The sequence below is a fragment of the Exiguobacterium oxidotolerans JCM 12280 genome, from assembly GCF_000702625.1.
Taxonomy (GTDB): domain Bacteria; phylum Bacillota; class Bacilli; order Exiguobacteriales; family Exiguobacteriaceae; genus Exiguobacterium_A; species Exiguobacterium_A oxidotolerans.
In genome coordinates this window covers 1666913-1686465 of record NZ_JNIS01000001.1, presented here as the reverse complement: position 1 = coordinate 1686465, position 19553 = coordinate 1666913, and the positions used below count along the sequence as shown (strand labels likewise).

Sequence of the window (19553 nt, the reverse complement as noted above, 5' to 3'; positions counted from 1 at the left end):
ATATTTCCATACAAAATGGCATAGATGAGGTGGTTAATTCCGGATTTACCAGCGGTAGTGAGCAAACGCTTTGTTCGCTTCCGCCATTTTGTGCATATCTTCGCGCTTCTTAACAGAAGCACCAGTGTTGTTTGCAGCGTCCATGATTTCATTAGCAAGACGAGCATCCATAGTTTTCTCGTTACGGAGACGTGAGTAGTTCACGAGGTAACGAAGTGCAAGTGTCGTACGGCGCTCAGGGCGGACTTCGACAGGAACTTGATAGTTAGCTCCACCTACACGGCGTGCTTTTACTTCAAGAACTGGCATGATGTTGTTCATCGCCTCTTCAAAAACTTCCATTGCATCGCGTCCTGAACGTTCAGCGATAGTTTCGAAAGCTTTGTATAAGATTTGTTGAGCAGTACCTTTTTTACCATCTAACATAAGACGGTTGATAAGGCGGGTAACGAGTTTAGAGTTGTAGATCGGATCAGCCATTACATCACGACGTTCTGCTTGACCTTTACGTGGCATTCCGAGTCCCTCCTTTCATATAGTGAGGTGATATCTTCAGATATCTAGATTATTTTTTTGCTGCTTTTGGACGTTTAGTACCATATTTCGAGCGACCTTGCATACGGCCGTCAACTCCAGCTGTATCAAGTGCACCACGAACGATGTGGTAACGTACCCCTGGTAAGTCTTTTACGCGGCCTCCGCGAATAAGAACAACACTGTGTTCTTGCAAGTTGTGGCCGATACCTGGGATGTAAGCTGTTACTTCCATTGTGTTCGTCAAGCGTACACGTGCGTACTTACGAAGAGCCGAGTTCGGTTTCTTCGGAGTCATTGTACCTACACGAGTACAAACACCACGTTTTTGTGGTGAGCTGATGTCAGTACGAGCTTTAATGAAGCTGTTGTACCCTTTGTTCAGCGCTGGCGAATCTGATTTCACAACTTTTGATTGACGTCCTTTACGGACCAATTGATTGATAGTAGGCATCTTTGAGATCCTCCCTTCCTGAATTCATGACAAGTTTCAAAACCACCGAGCCGGGTGGTTCATCGAAAGTCATAATGAAACGTTTTGCGTGGCTCAGGCATTCCATCGCCACACAAAACGTATTATCAAACTTTCTTAATGGCAACAGCAGTTGCCGCGACATCGATTCCACAAACCTTACCAAGCTCAAGCTTAGAAGGCACGCTCACAACCGGAACGTTAGCTTGTTTCGCCGCATCGAGCAATGCTTGTTTTACGTGTTCATCTGCGTCATCCGCGATGATCACTTCCGACGCCTTGCCAGATCGCAATGCTTTGAGCGTTTGCTTTTGACCGACAAACTTCAAATCTGCGCCGACTACTTTTTTGTAAGACATGAAGATATCCTCCAAAATAACACGGCCGGTTGGCAACACTATATCATAGTAGCACCGCCATACCGACGTGTCAAGGCGTTTTATTCTACAGGAGAATCTGCTTCTACAGGTGCTTCACCAGCTACTTCGAGTCCGATTTGACGGTAACGTGTCATTCCTGTACCAGCTGGAACTAGTTTACCGATAATAACGTTCTCTTTCAAGCCGCGAAGGTAGTCGCTCTTCCCTTTGATTGCTGCGTCCGTAAGGACACGAGTAGTTTCCTGGAACGAAGCAGCTGATAGGAACGAGTCTGTCTCAAGCGATGCTTTTGTAATACCAAGGAGAACTGGTTTAGCTGAAGCGAGTGCTTTTCCTGCACGGAGCGCTTCTTTACATGCTTCTTTAAAGGTACTGATATCAACGAGTGAACCAGGGAGAAGTGTTGTCTCACCTGACTCGATGACGCGAACGCGGCGGATCATTTGACGAACCATGACCTCGACGTGCTTGTCACCGATTTCAACTCCTTGCATCCGGTATACTTTTTGAACTTCCTGAAGAAGGTAGTTCTGAACACCAGATACACCTTTAACGTTCAAGAGTTCTTTCGGATCAATCGATCCTTCTGTGAACACTTGACCCGCAATGACTTCTTCACCGAGTTGGACACGTAGACGCGATCCGAATGGAATCGTGTATGTGCGTGTTTCGCTCAGACCTTGAATCGTCAATTCACGTTTGTCACGCGACTCTGTAAAGTCGATGACTTGTCCGTCGATCTCCGAGATGACCGCTTGACCTTTCGGGTTACGGGCCTCGAACAACTCTTGGATACGTGGAAGACCTTGCGTGATATCATCTCCGGCAACCCCACCTGTGTGGAAGGTACGCATTGTAAGCTGCGTTCCTGGCTCACCGATTGATTGTGCCGCAATGATTCCGACTGCTTCACCGACTTCAACATCGTTACCCGTTGCAAGGTTACGTCCGTAACATTTCTTACAGACACCATGACTCGTGTTACAAGTGAAGGCAGTACGAATTTCAACGTTGTCGATACCAGCGTCCGTAATTGTACGCGCGATATCTTCGTCGATGAGTTCGTTGACAGAAACGAGAACTTCTCCTGTTTCCGGGTGAACGACTTTTTCGAATGCCGTACGTCCGACGAGTCGGTCGTAAAGACTTTCGATTTCTTCCGTTCCTTCGCGAAGAGCCATGACACGGATACCACGATCCGTTCCGCAATCATCTTCACGAATGATAACATCTTGCGCTACATCAACGAGACGACGAGTCAGGTAACCTGAATCGGCAGTTTTCAAGGCTGTATCGGCAAGACCTTTACGCGCACCGTGCGTCGAGATGAAGTATTCCTGAACCGTCAGACCCTCACGGAACGAAGATTTGATTGGGAGCTCGATGATCCGTCCACTTGGAGCGGCCATGAGTCCACGCATCCCTGCAAGCTGCGTAAAGTTTGATGCGTTACCACGGGCACCAGAGTCACTCATCATGAAGATCGGGTTTAGACGGTTGAGGGATTTCATCAGACGAGACTGAATTTCATCCTTCGCGTCGTTCCACGACTTGACGACACGCTCATAGCGCTCGTCTTCCGTGATGAGACCACGGCGGTACGATTTCATAACGCGATCGACGTTATCTTGTGCTTCGACCAGGATTTCCTGTTTGTCCGGAAGTACGATGATATCCGAGATACCAACCGTGATACCGGCACGTGTCGAGTGTTTGAAACCAAGGTTTTTCATGCGGTCGAGCATACGGCTCGTCTCCGTCGTTTCGAAACGTTTGAAGACTTCCGCGATGACATTTCCAAGGAATCCTTTTTTGAATGGCTCAATGATTGGACGGTTCTTGATTTCAGCAGCAACATCCGTTCCATTTTCAAGGAAGTACTTCTCAGGCGTTGCTTCCTGTAAGTTACTCATTGTTGGCTCATTCAAGTATGGGAAAGTCGTTGGGAGGATCTCGTTGAAGATCAACTTACCGACAGTCGTAACAAGTAATTTCTCGTTTTGTGATTCTGTAAACGTCGGGTTCTTTAGAACGCCGGCAGGAATCGCAACACGTGAATGGAAGTGAACATACCCGTTTTGGTAGGCGATGAGTGCTTCATTCACAGTCGAGAAGATTTTACCTTCACCGATTGCGTTTTCACGTTCGAGTGTGAGGTAGTAGTTACCGAGGACCATATCCTGCGATGGTGTAACAACAGGCTTACCGTCTTTCGGGTTCAAGATGTTTTGTGCAGCGAGCATGAGAAGACGTGCTTCTGCTTGTGCTTCTGCAGAAAGTGGTACGTGGACCGCCATTTGGTCACCATCGAAATCGGCGTTGTAAGCCGTACATACGAGTGGGTGAAGGCGAATCGCGCGACCCTCGACAAGTGTTGGTTCGAACGCCTGGATACCGAGACGGTGAAGTGTCGGTGCACGGTTCAAGAGAACCGGGTGCTCGCGGATGACTTCTTCAAGTACATCCCAGATTTCAGGTTGAACGCGTTCGATTTTACGTTTCGCACTCTTAATGTTTGGTGCGATACCACGTGAGACGAGTTCTTTCATAACAAACGGTTTGAAGAGCTCAAGGGCCATTTCTTTTGGAAGACCACATTGATACATCTTCAAGTTTGGACCAACGACGATAACCGAACGACCAGAGTAGTCGACACGTTTACCGAGTAAGTTTTGACGGAAACGTCCTTGTTTCCCTTTCAACATATGTGAAAGAGATTTAAGTGGACGGTTACCTGGTCCAGTGACCGGACGGCCACGACGACCATTATCGATCAAGGCATCAACCGCTTCTTGTAACATCCGTTTTTCATTCTGAACGATGATGTTCGGAGCGCCAAGGTCAAGAAGACGCTTGAGACGGTTGTTACGGTTGATGACACGACGGTATAGGTCGTTTAAATCTGATGTCGCGAAACGTCCACCATCAAGCTGGACCATCGGACGAAGTTCCGGTGGGATGACTGGCAATACTTCGAGAACCATCCACTCCGGGTTATTGCCTGAGTTACGGAAAGCATCTAAGACTTCAAGACGTTTGATCGCACGTGTACGACGTTGTCCTTGAATCATTCGAAGGTCTTCACGTAAACCAGCTACTTCTTTATCGAGTTCAACGTCACGGAGCAATTTACGAACGGCTTCCGCACCCATCTCAGCTGTGAATGAGCTACCGAATTTCTCACGGTATGCACGATATTCTTTTTCTGAAAGGAGTTGTTTCTTCTCGAGAGTCGATTCGCCCGGATCTGTAACGACGTACGACGCGAAGTAGATGATCTCTTCGAGCGCACGTGGTGACATATCTAAAACGAGACCCATACGACTTGGAATTCCTTTGAAGTACCAAATATGCGAAACCGGTGCTGCGAGCTCGATGTGACCCATGCGCTCACGACGGACTTTCGACTTCGTAACTTCAACGCCACAGCGGTCACAAATGATACCTTTATAACGGATTCGTTTGTATTTACCGCAGTAACATTCCCAGTCTTTCGTTGGACCAAAAATTCGTTCACAGAACAAGCCGTCTTTCTCTGGCTTGAGCGTACGATAGTTGATCGTCTCCGGCTTCTTCACTTCCCCGAAAGACCACGAACGGATCTTTTCAGGGGAAGCGAGGCCGATTTTCATATATTCAAATCTATTAACATCTACCAAGGGGTGGACCTCCCTTTCGCTTATTCCTCTTCAGTAACAACTGGTGCGACAGGCGCTTGAACTTCTTCGAGTGCTGGAGTCGCGTTCGGGATATTGTCCTCGTCTTCGTCCTTCATTTCGATCTCTTCGTCCTCAGCAGACATCATCTTAACATCCATACCAAGTGATTGAAGCTCTTTAATGAGAACTCGGAACGATTCCGGTACGCCCGGTTGCGGTACATTTTCGCCTTTAACAATCGCTTCATACGCTTTAACACGACCGATCGTATCATCCGATTTGATCGTTAAGATCTCTTGGAGTGTATACGCAGCACCATATGCTTCAAGTGCCCAAACTTCCATCTCTCCGAAACGCTGTCCACCGAACTGGGCTTTACCACCGAGCGGCTGTTGCGTAACGAGTGAGTAAGGACCCGTCGAACGTGCGTGAAGTTTATCATCGACCATGTGGGCGAGTTTAATCATATACATGACACCGACCGAGATGCGGTTATCGAACGCTTCACCCGAACGACCGTCATAAAGAACAGTCTTCGCGTCACGATCCATACCAGCTTCTTCAATCGTTGCCCAAACATCTTCCTCACGCGCACCATCAAATACTGGTGATGCAACTTTGATTCCGAGTTGGCGTGCTGCCATACCGAGGTGAAGCTCGAGCAACTGCCCGATGTTCATCCGTGATGGTACACCAAGTGGGTTCAACATGATGTCGATTGGTGTGCCGTCTGGCATGTACGGCATGTCTTCTTCTGGCAAGATACGTGAGATAACACCTTTGTTACCGTGACGACCTGCCATTTTATCTCCTTCGTGAATCTTACGTTTTTGAACGATGTACGCACGGATCAACTGGTTGACACCAGGAGATAGTTCGTCGCCGTTATCACGATCGAAGATTTTGACGTCAAGGATGATACCGTCGCCGCCGTGTGGTACACGGAGTGATGTATCACGCACTTCACGTGCTTTTTCACCGAAGATCGCATGTAACAAACGCTCTTCAGCTGTCAATTCCGTTACGCCCTTAGGTGTAACTTTACCGACTAAGATATCCCCATCTTTTACTTCAGCACCGACACGAATGATTCCGCGGTCGTCGAGGTTTTTCAGGGCGTCGTCACCGACGTTTGGAATATCACGAGTGATTTCTTCCGGTCCGAGTTTTGTATCGCGTGATTCACATTCGTATTCCTCAATGTGGATCGACGTGTAGACATCATCTTTCACAAGACGTTCGCTCATGATGACGGCATCCTCGTAGTTGTAACCATCCCATGTCATGAAACCGACGAGTACGTTACGACCGAGCGCAAGTTCCCCACCGTCCATTGATGGACCATCTGCAAGAATCTCGCCTTTATCGACAGGATCGCCTGCTTTGATGATTGGTTTTTGGTTATAGCACGTTCCTTGGTTAGAACGAATGAATTTTTGGATTTTATAACGATCAAGTTCACCTTGAACGATGTTGCCATCGACTTCCGTCGTACGACGGACAAGGATTTCACGAGCCGTTACGCGCTCAGCGATACCAGAGTGTTTTGCAACAACGGCAGCTCCTGAGTCTTTCGCAGACACGTACTCCATCCCAGTTCCAACAATCGGAGATTCTGGATCGAGAAGTGGTACGGCCTGACGTTGCATGTTCGCTCCCATGAGGGCACGGTTCGAGTCATCGTTCTCAAGGAACGGAATACATGCTGTTGCTGCCGAAACAACCTGTTTCGGAGAAACGTCCATGTAATCGACACGTGATGGCTCAACAGACAAGTTTTGTCCACGGAAACGTGATAGGACGTGTGTATCTTGGAACGTCTTCTCTTCCGTCAACAACATGTTTGCCTGCGCAACGACGTAGAGATCTTCTTCGTCTGCCGTCATGTAGTGAATTTCATCCGTGACAACACCCGTTTCCGGATTGACACGGCGGTATGGTGCTTCGATGAAACCATACTCATTGACTTTCGCGAACGAAGACAGTGAGTTGATCAAACCGATGTTTGGTCCCTCTGGCGTTTCGATTGGACACATACGGGAATAGTGCGAGTAGTGAACATCTCGAACTTCAAAGCCAGCACGCTCACGTGTCAAACCACCGGGTCCGAGAGCAGACAGACGACGTTTGTGCGTCAACTCAGCGAGCGGGTTTGTTTGGTCCATGAACTGTGATAACTGTGAGCTACCGAAGAACTCTTTAATTGACGCGATAACAGGACGAATGTTGATCAATGCCTGTGGCGTGATTGCATTTTGATCTTGAATCGACATACGTTCCTTAACGACACGTTCCATACGTGAAAGACCAATACGGAACTGGTTTTGGAGCAATTCACCGACAGAACGGAGACGACGGTTACCGAGGTGGTCGATATCGTCCGTTGTCCCTACTTCATGCAACAAGTTGAAGAAGTAGTTGATTGCAGCAATCATGTCAGCAGGCGTAATGTGCTTGATGTCACGATCGATGTTACCGTTACCGATGATATTGATGATGCGTTCACCTTCAGCATCGTCCGGTGCGAACACCTTGATCGACTGTAAGTTGAAGGCTTCGCCTTGCGTTACGCCGCCAGTTGGCGTCGCTTCGATGTAACCGACAGATCCTTCAAGGAATGGTAAGACTTTGTCGAGCATACGACGGTCAAGAACCGTTCCTTCTTCTGCGATTACTTCGCCTGTTTCCGGGTCAACAAGCGTTTCCGCAAGTTTTTGTCCGAAGAGGCGGTTTTTTAAATGAAGCTTTTTGTTGATTTTATAGCGACCAACGTTTGCCAAATCGTAACGTTTTGGGTCGAAGAACCGTGACACGAGAAGTGCTTTCGCATTTTCAACTGTCGGTGGCTCACCCGGACGTAGACGCTCATAAATTTCAATGAGGGCTTTTTCCGTTGTTTCTGTATTATCTTTTTCAAGCGAATTCCGGAGGTACTCATCATCTCCAAGGAGATCGATGATTTCCTGATCCGTACCGAAACCAAGAGCACGTAAAAGAACCGTTACAGGAATCTTACGCGTGCGGTCGATCCGGACATATACGATATCTTTCGCATCTGTCTCAAGTTCGAGCCATGCTCCACGGTTCGGGATGACCGTTGCCGAGAATCCACGTTTACCGTTCTTATCTAACTTATTGTTGTAATACACACTTGGCGAACGAACAAGCTGAGAAACGATGACTCGTTCCGCACCATTAATAATGAATGTTCCCGACTCCGTCATAAGCGGGAAGTCACCCATGAAGACTTCTTGTTCCTTCAATTCACCCGTCTCTTTGTTTTGAAGACGGACTTTTACGCGCAGTGGTGCCGAATAGGTCACGTCGCGTTCTTTCGATTCATCAATCGAATACTTCGGCTCACCGAGCGAGTAGTCGATGAATTCTAATACGAGATTTCCTGTGAAGTCGGAAATCGGCGAAATGTCATGAAACATCTCACGAAGACCTTCCCGTAGGAACCATTCGTATGAATTCGTTTGAATCTCAATTAGATTTGGAAGTTCTAATACTTCGCTGATACGTGCATAGCTTCTTCTCTGACGGTGACGACCGTACTGAACAAGTTGACCAGTCAACTGATTCACCTCTCAGACCCACTTCTTCTTCTAGAGAAGGACGGGTGTAATATCGAACATTGAAGCCATTTTTTGACCGATAAGCGCAAAAAAGCGACGTCTTGTCTACTCAATCATCTGTAGTCGAGAACGCCAGCTACTTTCAACCTGCTTATCCAAAAATCACTCCAATGGCATTTTATAATACTATCATAGACACAACACAAGGTCAACGACAAATCACTCGATTTGTCAAGACCGAATTGATTTAAATATCGAGTATCCTTTATCGCGGGTCACTGTCTCGCAAGAACCAAAGACTTCTTCCATCAGTTTCTTCGCTGATGGTCCACCTTGTTTTTTCTGAATGACGACCCAGAGGGTGCCTCCTACTACGAGATGATCATACGCTTCACGTAAAATCCGATGAACAACTGCTTTTCCTGCCCGAATCGGTGGATTCGTCACGATCGCTGCAAATGTCTCATCACCTACGCCAACATACCCGTCACTTACACCGGTCGTCACGGAAACACCATTCGCATGTGCATTTTCAGCCGCTAATTCAAGTGCCCGTTCGTTAACATCAACGAGTTTTGCGTCACGCCCGGTCGCTTTTGCCAGTGAAATCCCCATCGGTCCATATCCGCAACCGACATCTAGAATCGCACCCGGTACATCCGGCTCAACGAATGCCTCAATCAATAGACGCGAACCAAAGTCGACGCCACCTTTTGAGAACACACCGTGGTCCGACGTAAAACGGAACGTTTCGCCGCGTAGGACGAACTCCCATGATTTCGGATCTCGTTTTGAGGAGGGATCATTCGTATAATAATGGTCTGCCATGTTTCCTTCCCCTCTCTTGATTAAAGATGAAAACAAAAGAAGCCCGCAAAGCGAGCTTCTTTTGTCTGCGGAAGAAGAAAATTACTTAACTTCTACGCTTGCGCCAGCTTCTTCAAGCTTAGCTTTGATTGCGTCAGCGTCTTCTTTCGAAACGCCTTCTTTAACTGGAGCTGGAGTTCCGTCAACGAGTGCTTTCGCTTCTTTAAGACCGAGGCCTGTCAATTCGCGAACTGCTTTGATGACGTTGATTTTACCAGAACCTGCGCTAGTAAGGATTACGTCGAATTCAGTTTGCTCTTCAGCTGCTGCTGCGCCTGCACCTGCTGCTGCTACTGGAGCTGCTGCTGATACGCCGAATTCTTCTTCGATTGTTTTTACGAGTTCGTTAAGTTCAAGAACAGTCATGCCCTTGAGGTCTTCGATAAATTGCTCTTTGTTGAAAGCCATTATGGTTTTCCTCCTTTGATTTAGCCCACGTTGGGGTTTGAAAAATTGTGTTTTGCCTATCCCGCTAAGCGGACATTAAGCAGATTGTTCTTCTTTTTGCTCTGCGATTGCGTTCGTTGCCACCGCGAGACCACGGATTGGCGCTTGAAGCACGCTTAGGAGCATTGAAAGGAGACCTTCGCGTGATGGAAGTTCTGCAAGGGCTTTGACATCTTCTACTGAAGTGACTTTGCCTTCGATGATACCACCTTTAAGTTCGAGAGCCTTGTGTTCTTTAGAGAAGTTGTTCAAGATCTTAGCTGGCGCGATAACGTCTTCATTGCTGAAGGCGATCGCACTAGGACCAGTGAATACTTCGTCAAGACCTTCAAGGTTGCTTTGAACTGCAGCGCGGCGAAGGAGACCGTTTTTGTAAACTTTGAATTCAACACCCGCTTCGCGGAGTTGTTTACGAAGTTCAGTGACTTCGTCTACTGTGAGACCACGGTAGTCGACGACGATTGTTCCAGCGCTCGCTTGCATTTTCTCAGCGATCTCAGATACGAGATCCGCTTTGACAGCGATAACTTTTTCGTTTGCCATTTCTGTTGCACCTCCTGGTAAATAAATTGTACCGGCGCGAGGGGCTGCTCGATTTCAAATAAAAAGCCTCCTTCTGCAGGGCAGAGGAGGCGTAATCGTCAAAAAGGATACCTGAACAAACAGGCTCTCTGAGCAAGAACACCTCGGAAGGGTTTAAGCTCAATCGATGAGCACCTTCTGTCTACGGTATGTCGAATATATCAACGTTTTATACTGTAACAGCGTTCTTAGAACGTTGTCAAGTTCGTTTTAGACGAAATTATTTCGCGAAGTCAGCTGAAGATACTTTAACACCAGGACCCATTGTAGAAGCGATCGCGATGTTTTTAAGGTAAACACCTTTAGCAGTAGCAGGCTTAACTTTTACGAGAGTTTCCATAACGGTAGTGATGTTTTCAACCAACTTCTCGTTATCGAATGATTTTTTACCGACAGGAACGTGGATGTTACCTGATTTGTCGACACGGTACTCAACTTTACCAGCTTTGATATCGTTGATTGCTTTTGTGACGTCAAATGTAACAGTTCCTGTTTTCGGGTTAGGCATGAGGCCTTTAGGTCCGAGAACACGACCGAGTTTACCAACTTCACCCATCATGTCAGGTGTCGCAACGATAACATCGAAGTCGAACCATCCTTTTTGGATTTTAGCGATATACTCAGAATCACCAGCGTAATCTGCTCCAGCAGCTTCCGCTTCTTTCAATTTCTCACCTTTCGCGAAGACGAGAACGCGTTGTGTTTTACCAGTACCGTGTGGCAATACGACTGCTCCACGGATTTGTTGATCTGCTTTCTTCGGATCGACTCCGAGACGAACAGCAAGTTCGATCGTTTCATCGAATTTCGCTGTTGCAGACTTTTTAGTTAAGTCTACAGCTTCAGCGAGTTCGTATGAAACCGTACGATCGATAAGTTTAGCAGCTTCTTTGTACTTCTTACCCATTTTAGGTTCCTCCTTTGTGGTTGTGCGGAAAATCCTCCCACATAATGAAAGGGTAGCAAGGCTTCAATTAACTATCCGCCTGCGACCCTCATCGTTGTTCATTGTAATTCGAAAGACTTAGTCTTCGATTACGATACCCATAGAACGTGCAGTACCTTCAACCATCAACATCGCTGTTTCAACAGATGCTGCGTTGAGGTCTGGCATTTTCGTTTCAGCGATTTCGCGAACTTTGTCACGTTTGACAGTCGCTACTTTCTTACGGTTAGGCTCGCCTGAACCGCTCTCGATTCCAGCTGCTTTCTTCAAGAGAACTGCTGCTGGTGGAGTTTTAGTAATAAACGTAAATGAACGATCTTCAAAAACCGTGATGACTACAGGGATAATCAAGCCGGCTTGGTCTTGTGTACGAGCGTTGAACTCTTTACAGAAGCCCATGATGTTCACACCTGCTTGACCGAGTGCCGGTCCAACTGGTGGAGCTGGGTTTGCTTTGCCCGCAGGAATTTGAAGTTTAACTAGTTTCATAACCTTCTTCGCCACGAGACACACCTCCTTAATTCTTTAATGTGGTTTAATTGGACGTTGCGCGTCCTCCCACTCATTCTATTCGACGAGTTATTTATCGAAATAAGCACAACATCAAACAGGAAAAATTGTACCATTAAAACAAAACATTCGCAATAGGAAACTTAATCGATTTTTTCAACTTGTGAAAAATCGAGTTCTACTTTCGTTTCGCGACCGAACATATCTACAGAAACTTTCATTTTTTCTGTTTCTGTATCAAGCTCTTCAACCGTTCCTTCAAAGTTCTCGAAGGCACCCTCTTTGATTCGGACGATTTGACCGAGTGAGTAGTCATAACGACTCTTCATGTCGACAAGTCCCATCGAACCAAGGATGTTTTCAGCTTCTTCAGGAAGAAGCGGCGTCGGTTTCGATCCACCACCAACTGAACCGAGGAATCCGGTTACGTTCGGTGTGTTACGAACAACATACCAAGAATCATCCGTCATGACCATTTCAACGAGAACATACCCCGGGAAAATCTTGATTTCACGTTCCTTGATTTTTGTTTCACCTTTTTTATTCGTTACTTCTTCCTGTACCGTTTCAATCGGAACGAGTACACGGAAGATTTTCTCGTCCATGTTCATAGACTCGATCCGACGTTCAAGGTTAGCCTTGACGTTGTTTTCGAATCCAGAGTACGTTTGGACGACAAACCACTGTTTATCCATGGTACGCCACCTCTTCTTTTACTTAATCAACCAACTCATGAGTGCGCTGAGACCAGAATCGATACCAAAGATGAAGACGCCCATGAAGATAACCATACCGATTACCGTCAATGTGTACTTCGTCAATTCTTTTCGTTTTGGCCAGCTCGTCTTTTTCAGTTCATTCCATACGTCACGCAAAAATTTCATCGTACTTTCCCTCCAGGATGTAGTAAATCGGGATAGATGAAGCCTTATTTCGCTTCTTTATGAATCGTATGCGCGTTACAACGCCGACAGAATTTCTTCAATTCCAAGCGGACTGTGACATCCTCTTTTTTCATCGTCGTATAATCGCGGGCACCGCAAATATCACAAGCAAGGCCTACTTTCTTCGCCATCTCAAAAGACCTCCTTCTTTGCCGCTCTCTCTTTCGAACAGAGAAGATTCCTCCAAAAAAGAGCGTAAAAAAAAAACGCCTATGAGCGGCGTCTCGCTAGTAAGGCGCTATTTATACAGTAGCATACGGTAGTTGGGTTGGTCAATCCACCTCGCGATTAGACAATCAACTCACGTGCCTCGAGGTATCGCTCCAGTTTCCGTTTGACACGCTGTAACGCGTTATCAATTGACTTGACGTGGCGATCGAGATCATCCGAAATTTCTTGATACGTTCTTCCGTCGAGATAAAGTGCCAACACTTTTCGTTCTAAGTCACTAAGGATTTCATCCATCTTCGTTTCGATGTCTGCGTACTCTTCTCGGTTGACAATCAAGATTTGCGGATCCGATGGTACTGTCGATGTGATGATATCAAGCAACGTCCGTTCAGAAGATTCATCATCATAAATTGGTTTATCGAGCGAGATGTACGAATTGAGAGGAATATGTTTTTGACGGGTCGCCGTCTTGATTGCCGTGATCATTTGCCGTGTAATACAGAGTTCAGCAAATCCTTTAAAAGAAGCCAACTTATCAGTCCGGTAGTCACGGACTGCTTTGTATAGGCCAATCATGCCTTCTTGAATGATATCTTCGCGGTCCGCGCCAATCAAAAAATATGACCGGGCCTTCGCACGTACGAAGTTACGATAGCGCTCGATCAAAAATTCAAGGGCATCGCTATTATCGAATACCTTCGCTTGTTCCACAAGCGCCTCATCAGACATGCACTCAAACTGGTCGAACGAAACCAAACTCATCCTTCATCCCTCCAAGCTTCTATGACGAACTAATCAATTGCCTACAATTATACAATAATTTCCTATCCTGCGACAGTGAAAATTGGCATGACCTCTTTTTATCTGTGTTTCGTCGTCAAAAAAACCGCCTTCTCGACAGGTACGTCAAGAAAACGGTTTATTTTTAGGGGGAGACCCCCTTACTGATCTGAATTTTTTCTTCTTCGGATTTGTTCAAGCCGTTCGATGACATCTGCCGGCAAATCAATGGTCGACCGTGGTTTCTTGCTCGTCTTCGACATCGTCGTCTGTCCCTGAATGACGGCGACCGCTGCTTTCCAGTCCCGTCTCAACTCTTGTGCCGAGATGCGGAGTGCGCCGAGCGTAAAGATCACCCATTGTTCCGTGAAGTCGTTCGTCGCGACCGTCAGCTTGACACGGATGTCTTGTAACCACTCGGCTGCCGTTTTTTCAATCCATTCGTCAGCAGTTTCATTCTCGCGTGTATAAATGACCTCGAGTCCACTCTTTTTTAAGCGTGACTCACGCCCTGGCTGAAGATAGGCATCAAAGACGATGGTGACACTAATTCCTGTCACTGCCTGATATTCCGCCATTGCATCGACCAATCGTTCCCGTGCTAATTCAAAATCTTGCTCCCGCAATGTCCGGAATTCCGGCCATGCGCCAATGATATTGTAGCCATCAACGATCAGACGTTCATATTTCATCGCGCGTACGGCTTTCTCGTCCGGTACACTTCATACAATAAGAGTGACGCGGCAACGGAAGCATTGAGTGATGTGACATGGCCCGCCATCGGAAGGTGGACAAGGAAATCACATTTCTCTCGGACGAGTCGACTCATCCCTTTTCCTTCACTACCAATGACGATTCCAAGCGGCATCGTTCCGTCAAGCGTCCGGTAATCATCACTTTCACGCGCATCCGTCCCGACGAACCAAAGCCCTTTTTTCTTGAGGTCTTCCATCGTCCGCGTTAAGTTCGTCACGCGAACGACCGGAATGTGCTCGATTGCACCCGTCGATGCTTTTGCGACGACTTGTGTCAATCCGACCGAGCGGCGTTTCGGAATGATGACCCCGTGTGCACCGACAGCGTCTGCCGTCCGAAGAATCGAACCGAGGTTATGCGGGTCTTCCAGCTCGTCGAGTAATACGATGAGGGGTGTCTCATCCTTCTTCTCTGCTAGGGCAAAGATATCGTCGAGTTCTGCATATTCATAGGCAGCAACCGCCGCGACGACACCTTGGTGGTTGTCGCTCCCTGTCAGACCATGCAGTTTTGAACGGGGGACGATTTGGATTTGGACGTTCGCTTCTTGCGCCATCGCGTGGATGACGGCGAGTGGACCTTTTTGTTGGCCTTCTTGGATAAAGAGTTTATTCATTTCGCGTCCACTTCGTAACGCTTCAAGAACAGGATTTCGTCCGTAAAGGAAATCCTGCCCTTCCGCGAGTGGTTCGATGACGATCGGGTCCTCTTGTTTCTTTTCAACACGTTTTCGTTTTTCGCCAGTCTTAGGGCGTTGTGCTTGATCGACTGGGTTATTTTCCGTCTGTCGTTTCGTTTTCGAGTAATTCGAACGCTTGCCCGATGAGTTCTTCAAGACGATCCCCTCCTTCTGAAAGATAAATGTAGCCTAACAATGCTTCAAACGCCGTCGCGTAGCGGTACGTATGGACATCCGTACTTTTTGGTACAGAACCGGATTTCGCATTTTTCCCACGTCGGACGACAGCTTGTTCCTCTTCTGTCAGTGTTCCCTGATTGAGCCAATGTGTAACGACGGTCGCCTGTGCTTGCGCCCGGACATACTGGACCGCTGCTTGATGCAAGTCGCCTGGTTTGACGAAGCCACGGTCAAGTAGTCGCTCTCTTACACGCATCTCATAGACGACGTCTCCCATATAAGCGAGCGCGAGCGCATTCAATTGTTTATAGTTCTTCATCCGCGCTTCCACCGCATCCCTTGTGCTGTATCTTCAAGCAAGATGCCTTGGTCACGTAACTGATCGCGGATTTCATCTGCCCGTCCGAAATCACGATTTTTCCGTGCTTCGTTTCGTTCTGTGATCAACTGTTCGACTTCTTCGTCGAGCAGTCCGCGGTCGACCGTCAACGTTACACCTAACACGCCTGACAATTCGTTGAAGACGGTCAGGAAGCGCTCGAGCACTTCTTTTGACACTTGGGCTTCTGCAAGGTAAAGATTTGCTTCTTTCGATAAATCGAACAAATCCGTTACAGCATTCGCTGTATTGAAGTCATCATCCATCGACGTGATGAAGTGTTGCTTGATGTCTTCAATTCGCTTCAACCATTTCTCGTTTGCCGTTCCGAGATCTGCCGTCATCGCGAGACGATGCTCGACGTTTGCGACCGACTCCCGAATTCGCGCGAGACCGTTGACCGCTTGATCAATCAGCTCACGGCTGTAGTTGATCGGATGACGATACTGAACAGACAGCATGAAGAAGCGTAAGACCATTGGATCGACGACTTGAATCGCTTCATGGACTGTCAAAAAGTTTCCGAGCGATTTCGACATCTTCTCGTTTTCGATGTTGACGAATCCATTGTGCATCCAGTAGTTCGCGAATTTTTGAGAATTGCATGCTTCCGACTGGGCAATTTCATTTTCATGGTGCGGGAATTTCAAGTCTTGTCCACCGGCATGGATATCAATCGTATCGCCAAGGTATTTCTTTGCCATCGCCGAGCACTCGATGTGCCAGCCCGGACGTCCTTCACCCCATGGACTTGTCCAAGATGGTTCGTCCGGCTTAACGGCTTTCCAAAGAACGAAATCAAGTGGATCTTCTTTTTTCTCGCCGACTTCAATCCGTGCGCCCGATCGTAATTCATCAATCGATTGCTGGCTCAACTGACCATACGTCTCAAAACTCCGTGTCCGGAAGTAGACATCTCCGCCTGAAGCATAGGCATTCCCTTTTTCAACGAGAACTTTGATGAAATCGATGATATCCTCCATCGTCTCCGTAACGAGCGGATGGACGTCCGCTTGTTGCACGTTCAAGGCACCTGTGTCTGCATGATACGCGGCAATGAAACGTTTCGTTAAGTCATGATAATCTTCACCGAGCTCATTTGCCGTCCGAATGATTTTATCATCGACATCCGTAAAGTTCGAAACGTACTGAACCTCATAACCGCGGTACGTAAAGTAGCGGCGGACCGTATCGAAGACGATTGCCGGTCGGGCATTACCAATGTGGATATAGTTATAGACGGTCGGTCCACAAACGTACATCTTGACCTTACCTTCTTCTAACGGTTTAAATGGTTCCTTTTTTCCGGTCATGCTGTTGTAGAGTTGTATCATTCCGAAGTCCTCCTTTGATTCGTTCAATTTCACGTTTTAGTTCATCGATTTCAATTTCAATCCGCTCCTGGCACTCACTGACCGGATCCGGTAGACGGTGATCGAGGGGGGCCTCGACTTTCATCCCGTCCTGGATGACGACTCGTCCCGGAATCCCGACGACGGTTGCGTTGGCAGGGACGTCTTTTAGGACGACTGAGCTCGCCCCGATTTTTGATGCATCGCCGACCGTGATATTCCCCAGTACACGTGCCCCCGCTGAAACGAGCACACCGTTACCGAGCGTCGGATGGCGTTTGCCTGTCTCTTTGCCCGTCCCGCCGAGCGTCACGCCTTGGAAAATCGTCACATCGTCGCCGATGATGGCCGTTTCGCCGATGACGACACCCATACCATGGTCGATAAAGAAGCGACGGCCAATCGTCGCACCTGGATGAATTTCAATCCCTGTCAAGAAGCGACTGAACTGTGAAATGCTTCGCCCCAGTAGCTTTAAGTTCAACTTCCATAACCGATGGGCTACGCGGTGCATCCAAATCGCATGTAAGCCTGGGTAGGTCAAGATGACTTCAATGCGACTGCGTGCAGACGGGTCTTGGTTGAATACATTGCGAATGTCTTTTCGTATACGTGTCATGTTTAATCTCCTCTCCATAAGAAAAAGCGCCCCCGTGCATCGCTGCACAGAGACGCTAATTAGCGCGGTCCCACTCTGTTTGGACGAATTAATCGTCCCTCTCCGTGTCCGTTAACGCCGGAGATACGTCTACGCCTACTCTCACTGATTTCGGGTAGCACTCAAAGGGGCATTTCATGGCAATTTTCTTCAAGCTCTCGCACCACACAAGCTTGTCTCTGGAGAAGAAACATTGACACTACTTTCCTCATCTACGCTTTATTTATACGTCTAGTCGCGCAAGTACGCGGTCTTTTCCTAATAGTTGAATCGTATTCGGAAGTTCTGGACCATGTGTTTGTCCCGTCGTTGCGACGCGGATTGGCATGAACAGATTTTTTCCTTTTTGACCGGTTGCTTTTTGTGTTGCCTTAATCGATGCTTTGATTGCTTCCGGCGTCCACTCTTCAAGTGTCCGCAATTGGTTCGCGAATTCAGCTAAGACGGTCGGAACCGTTTCGCCACTCAAGACAGTGTTTGCCTCTTCATCATACACCACTTCATCTTCAAAAAACATCTCTGAAAGCTCAACGACTTCCGCTCCGTGTGTCATCTGCTCACGGTAAAGTCCGACGAGGTTTTTCGCCCAGTCGAGTTCTTCTGCTGACGGCTCGTTTGAGACGCGTCCTGCTGCTTGGAGGAATGGAAGACTCGCTTCGAATACTTCTTCGAACGATTGATGTTTCATGTACTGCCCATTGATCCAAGCGAGTTTTTGTTGATCGAACACAGCTGGACTCTTCGACAAACGAGACGCATCAAAGATCTCGATGAATTCTTCTTTCGTAAAGATTTCCTGTTCTCCGACCGGCGACCAACCAAGCAACGTCACGAAGTTGAGTAACGCTTCCGGAAGATACCCGAGGTCTTTATACTGCTCGATGTATTGAATGATTGATTGATCACGTTTCGACAGTTTTTTATGCTCTTCGTTGACGATGAGCGTCATGTGACCAAATGTTGGATACTCCCAACCGAACGCATCATAGATCATCATCTGTTTCGGCGTATTCGAGATATGGTCGTCTCCACGTAGAACATGGCTAATCGCCATCAAATGATCATCGACGACAACAGCGAAGTTATACGTCGGGATTCCGTCTTTTTTGACGATGACCCAATCACCGAAGTCTTTTGATTCAAATGATACGTCTTCTTTGACGATATCGTTCCACGTATACGTCACGTCTTTCGGTACACGAATCCGAATCGATGGTGTCCGTCCTTCCGCGACGAATGCGTCTTCTTGTTCTTGCGTCAGGTTGCGGTGTGCACCTGAATAACGTGGTGCTTCACCACGTGCGATTTGCGCTTCACGCTCGGCCTCAAGTTCTTCCGATGTCATGTAGCAACGGTAGGCGAGTCCTTTTTCAAGTAACTCGTCTGTGTATTTTTGATAGAGATCAAGCCGTTCCATTTGGAAATAAGGACCGTAATCGCCACCACGGCCTGGACCTTCATCCCAATCGATTCCGAGCCACTCGAGGTACTTCATCTGACTTTCAACGCCACCATCAATGTTTCGTTTTTGGTCCGTATCCTCAATCCGTAAAATCATTTTCCCGCCTGCATGACGTGCGAACAAATAGTTGAATAAAGCCGTCCGTGCATTCCCAATATGAAGGTGCCCGGTCGGACTTGGTGCATAACGTACACGTACTTCTGCCATTGCCGATCAC

At 47.5% G+C, this 19553-nt stretch carries 20 protein-coding genes and 2 other annotated features; all 20 genes read right to left on the bottom strand.

Annotated features, from left to right (window positions below; translation table 11 throughout):
* Positions 1–45: 45 nt before the first annotated feature.
* The 20 genes from rpsG to gltX all read right to left on the bottom strand — a co-directional run bounded on the left by rpsG (position 46) and on the right by gltX (position 19543).
* Positions 46–516 carry a 30S ribosomal protein S7 gene (gene rpsG, locus P403_RS0108575; protein ID WP_023466623.1) on the bottom strand — a complete coding sequence of 157 codons (471 nt, stop codon included), beginning with the start codon at positions 514–516 and terminating at the stop codon, positions 46–48.
* A gap of 49 nt (positions 517–565) precedes the next feature.
* Complete coding sequence (gene rpsL / locus P403_RS0108570) at positions 566–988, bottom strand: 30S ribosomal protein S12 (RefSeq protein ID WP_012369004.1); 423 nt, start codon at positions 986–988, stop codon at positions 566–568.
* A gap of 125 nt (positions 989–1113) precedes the next feature.
* A complete protein-coding gene (locus tag P403_RS0108565) occupies positions 1114–1365 on the bottom strand; it encodes a ribosomal L7Ae/L30e/S12e/Gadd45 family protein (RefSeq protein ID WP_029332255.1) in 252 nt (83 codons plus the stop codon).
* An 80-nt stretch (positions 1366–1445) separates the two neighbouring features.
* Positions 1446–5045: a DNA-directed RNA polymerase subunit beta' gene (gene rpoC / locus P403_RS0108560; RefSeq protein ID WP_029332254.1), complete on the bottom strand. Its 3600-nt coding sequence runs from the start codon at positions 5043–5045 to the stop codon at positions 1446–1448.
* 20 nt (positions 5046–5065) lie between these two features.
* Complete coding sequence (rpoB, locus tag P403_RS0108555; protein ID WP_029332253.1) at positions 5066–8623, bottom strand: DNA-directed RNA polymerase subunit beta; 3558 nt, start codon at positions 8621–8623, stop codon at positions 5066–5068.
* Positions 8624–8854: 231 nt separating this feature from the next.
* Complete coding sequence (locus tag P403_RS0108550; protein WP_029332252.1) at positions 8855–9451, bottom strand: class I SAM-dependent methyltransferase; 597 nt, start codon at positions 9449–9451, stop codon at positions 8855–8857.
* Positions 9452–9532: 81 nt separating this feature from the next.
* A complete protein-coding gene (rplL, locus tag P403_RS0108545; RefSeq protein WP_012368999.1) occupies positions 9533–9898 on the bottom strand; it encodes a 50S ribosomal protein L7/L12 in 366 nt (121 codons plus the stop codon).
* Positions 9899–9973: 75 nt separating this feature from the next.
* The gene (gene rplJ / locus P403_RS0108540; RefSeq protein WP_029332251.1) at positions 9974–10480 is read right to left on the bottom strand and encodes a 50S ribosomal protein L10; all 507 of its coding nucleotides are present in this window, start codon (positions 10478–10480) and stop codon (positions 9974–9976) included.
* A 50-nt stretch (positions 10481–10530) separates the two neighbouring features.
* Positions 10531–10685: a sequence feature (ribosomal protein L10 leader region), on the bottom strand.
* A gap of 54 nt (positions 10686–10739) precedes the next feature.
* On the bottom strand, positions 10740–11426 hold the full coding sequence (rplA, locus tag P403_RS0108535; protein WP_029332250.1) for a 50S ribosomal protein L1: 687 nt from the start codon (positions 11424–11426) through the stop codon (positions 10740–10742).
* A 117-nt stretch (positions 11427–11543) separates the two neighbouring features.
* Positions 11544–11969, bottom strand: a complete 426-nt coding sequence (rplK, locus tag P403_RS0108530) for a 50S ribosomal protein L11 (RefSeq protein ID WP_012368996.1) — start codon at positions 11967–11969, stop codon at positions 11544–11546.
* Between the two features lie 149 nt (positions 11970–12118).
* Positions 12119–12670 (bottom strand): transcription termination/antitermination protein NusG, encoded by a 552-nt coding sequence (gene nusG / locus P403_RS0108525; protein WP_029332249.1) that lies wholly within the window; start codon positions 12668–12670, stop codon positions 12119–12121.
* Between the two features lie 18 nt (positions 12671–12688).
* Complete coding sequence (gene secE / locus P403_RS0108520) at positions 12689–12859, bottom strand: preprotein translocase subunit SecE (RefSeq protein ID WP_029332248.1); 171 nt, start codon at positions 12857–12859, stop codon at positions 12689–12691.
* Between the two features lie 44 nt (positions 12860–12903).
* Positions 12904–13050 (bottom strand): 50S ribosomal protein L33, encoded by a 147-nt coding sequence (gene rpmG, locus P403_RS0108515; protein ID WP_029332247.1) that lies wholly within the window; start codon positions 13048–13050, stop codon positions 12904–12906.
* A 157-nt stretch (positions 13051–13207) separates the two neighbouring features.
* On the bottom strand, positions 13208–13852 hold the full coding sequence (gene sigH / locus P403_RS0108510) for an RNA polymerase sporulation sigma factor SigH (RefSeq protein ID WP_029332246.1): 645 nt from the start codon (positions 13850–13852) through the stop codon (positions 13208–13210).
* Between the two features lie 179 nt (positions 13853–14031).
* Positions 14032–14562 (bottom strand): NYN domain-containing protein, encoded by a 531-nt coding sequence (locus P403_RS0108505; protein WP_029332245.1) that lies wholly within the window; start codon positions 14560–14562, stop codon positions 14032–14034.
* Entirely contained in the window at positions 14559–15326 is a 768-nt protein-coding gene (gene rlmB / locus P403_RS0108500; protein WP_029332244.1) for a 23S rRNA (guanosine(2251)-2'-O)-methyltransferase RlmB, read from the bottom strand. The genes P403_RS0108505 and rlmB overlap by 4 nt, the downstream gene beginning before the upstream one ends.
* A gap of 73 nt (positions 15327–15399) precedes the next feature.
* Positions 15400–15804, bottom strand: a complete 405-nt coding sequence (locus P403_RS0108495) for a Mini-ribonuclease 3 (protein WP_029332243.1) — start codon at positions 15802–15804, stop codon at positions 15400–15402.
* A complete protein-coding gene (gene cysS, locus P403_RS0108490; protein WP_029332242.1) occupies positions 15801–17198 on the bottom strand; it encodes a cysteine--tRNA ligase in 1398 nt (465 codons plus the stop codon). Before cysS ends, P403_RS0108495 begins: the two co-directional genes overlap by 4 nt.
* Positions 17152–17835, bottom strand: coding sequence for a serine O-acetyltransferase (gene cysE, locus P403_RS0108485; protein ID WP_029332241.1), 684 nt, complete (start codon positions 17833–17835; stop codon positions 17152–17154). Before cysE ends, cysS begins: the two co-directional genes overlap by 47 nt.
* 45 nt (positions 17836–17880) lie before the next feature.
* Positions 17881–18098 (bottom strand) — a binding site (T-box leader).
* Complete coding sequence (gene gltX, locus P403_RS0108480; RefSeq protein WP_029332240.1) at positions 18098–19543, bottom strand: glutamate--tRNA ligase; 1446 nt, start codon at positions 19541–19543, stop codon at positions 18098–18100. It overlaps the preceding feature by 1 nt.
* Positions 19544–19553 lie beyond the last annotated feature (10 nt).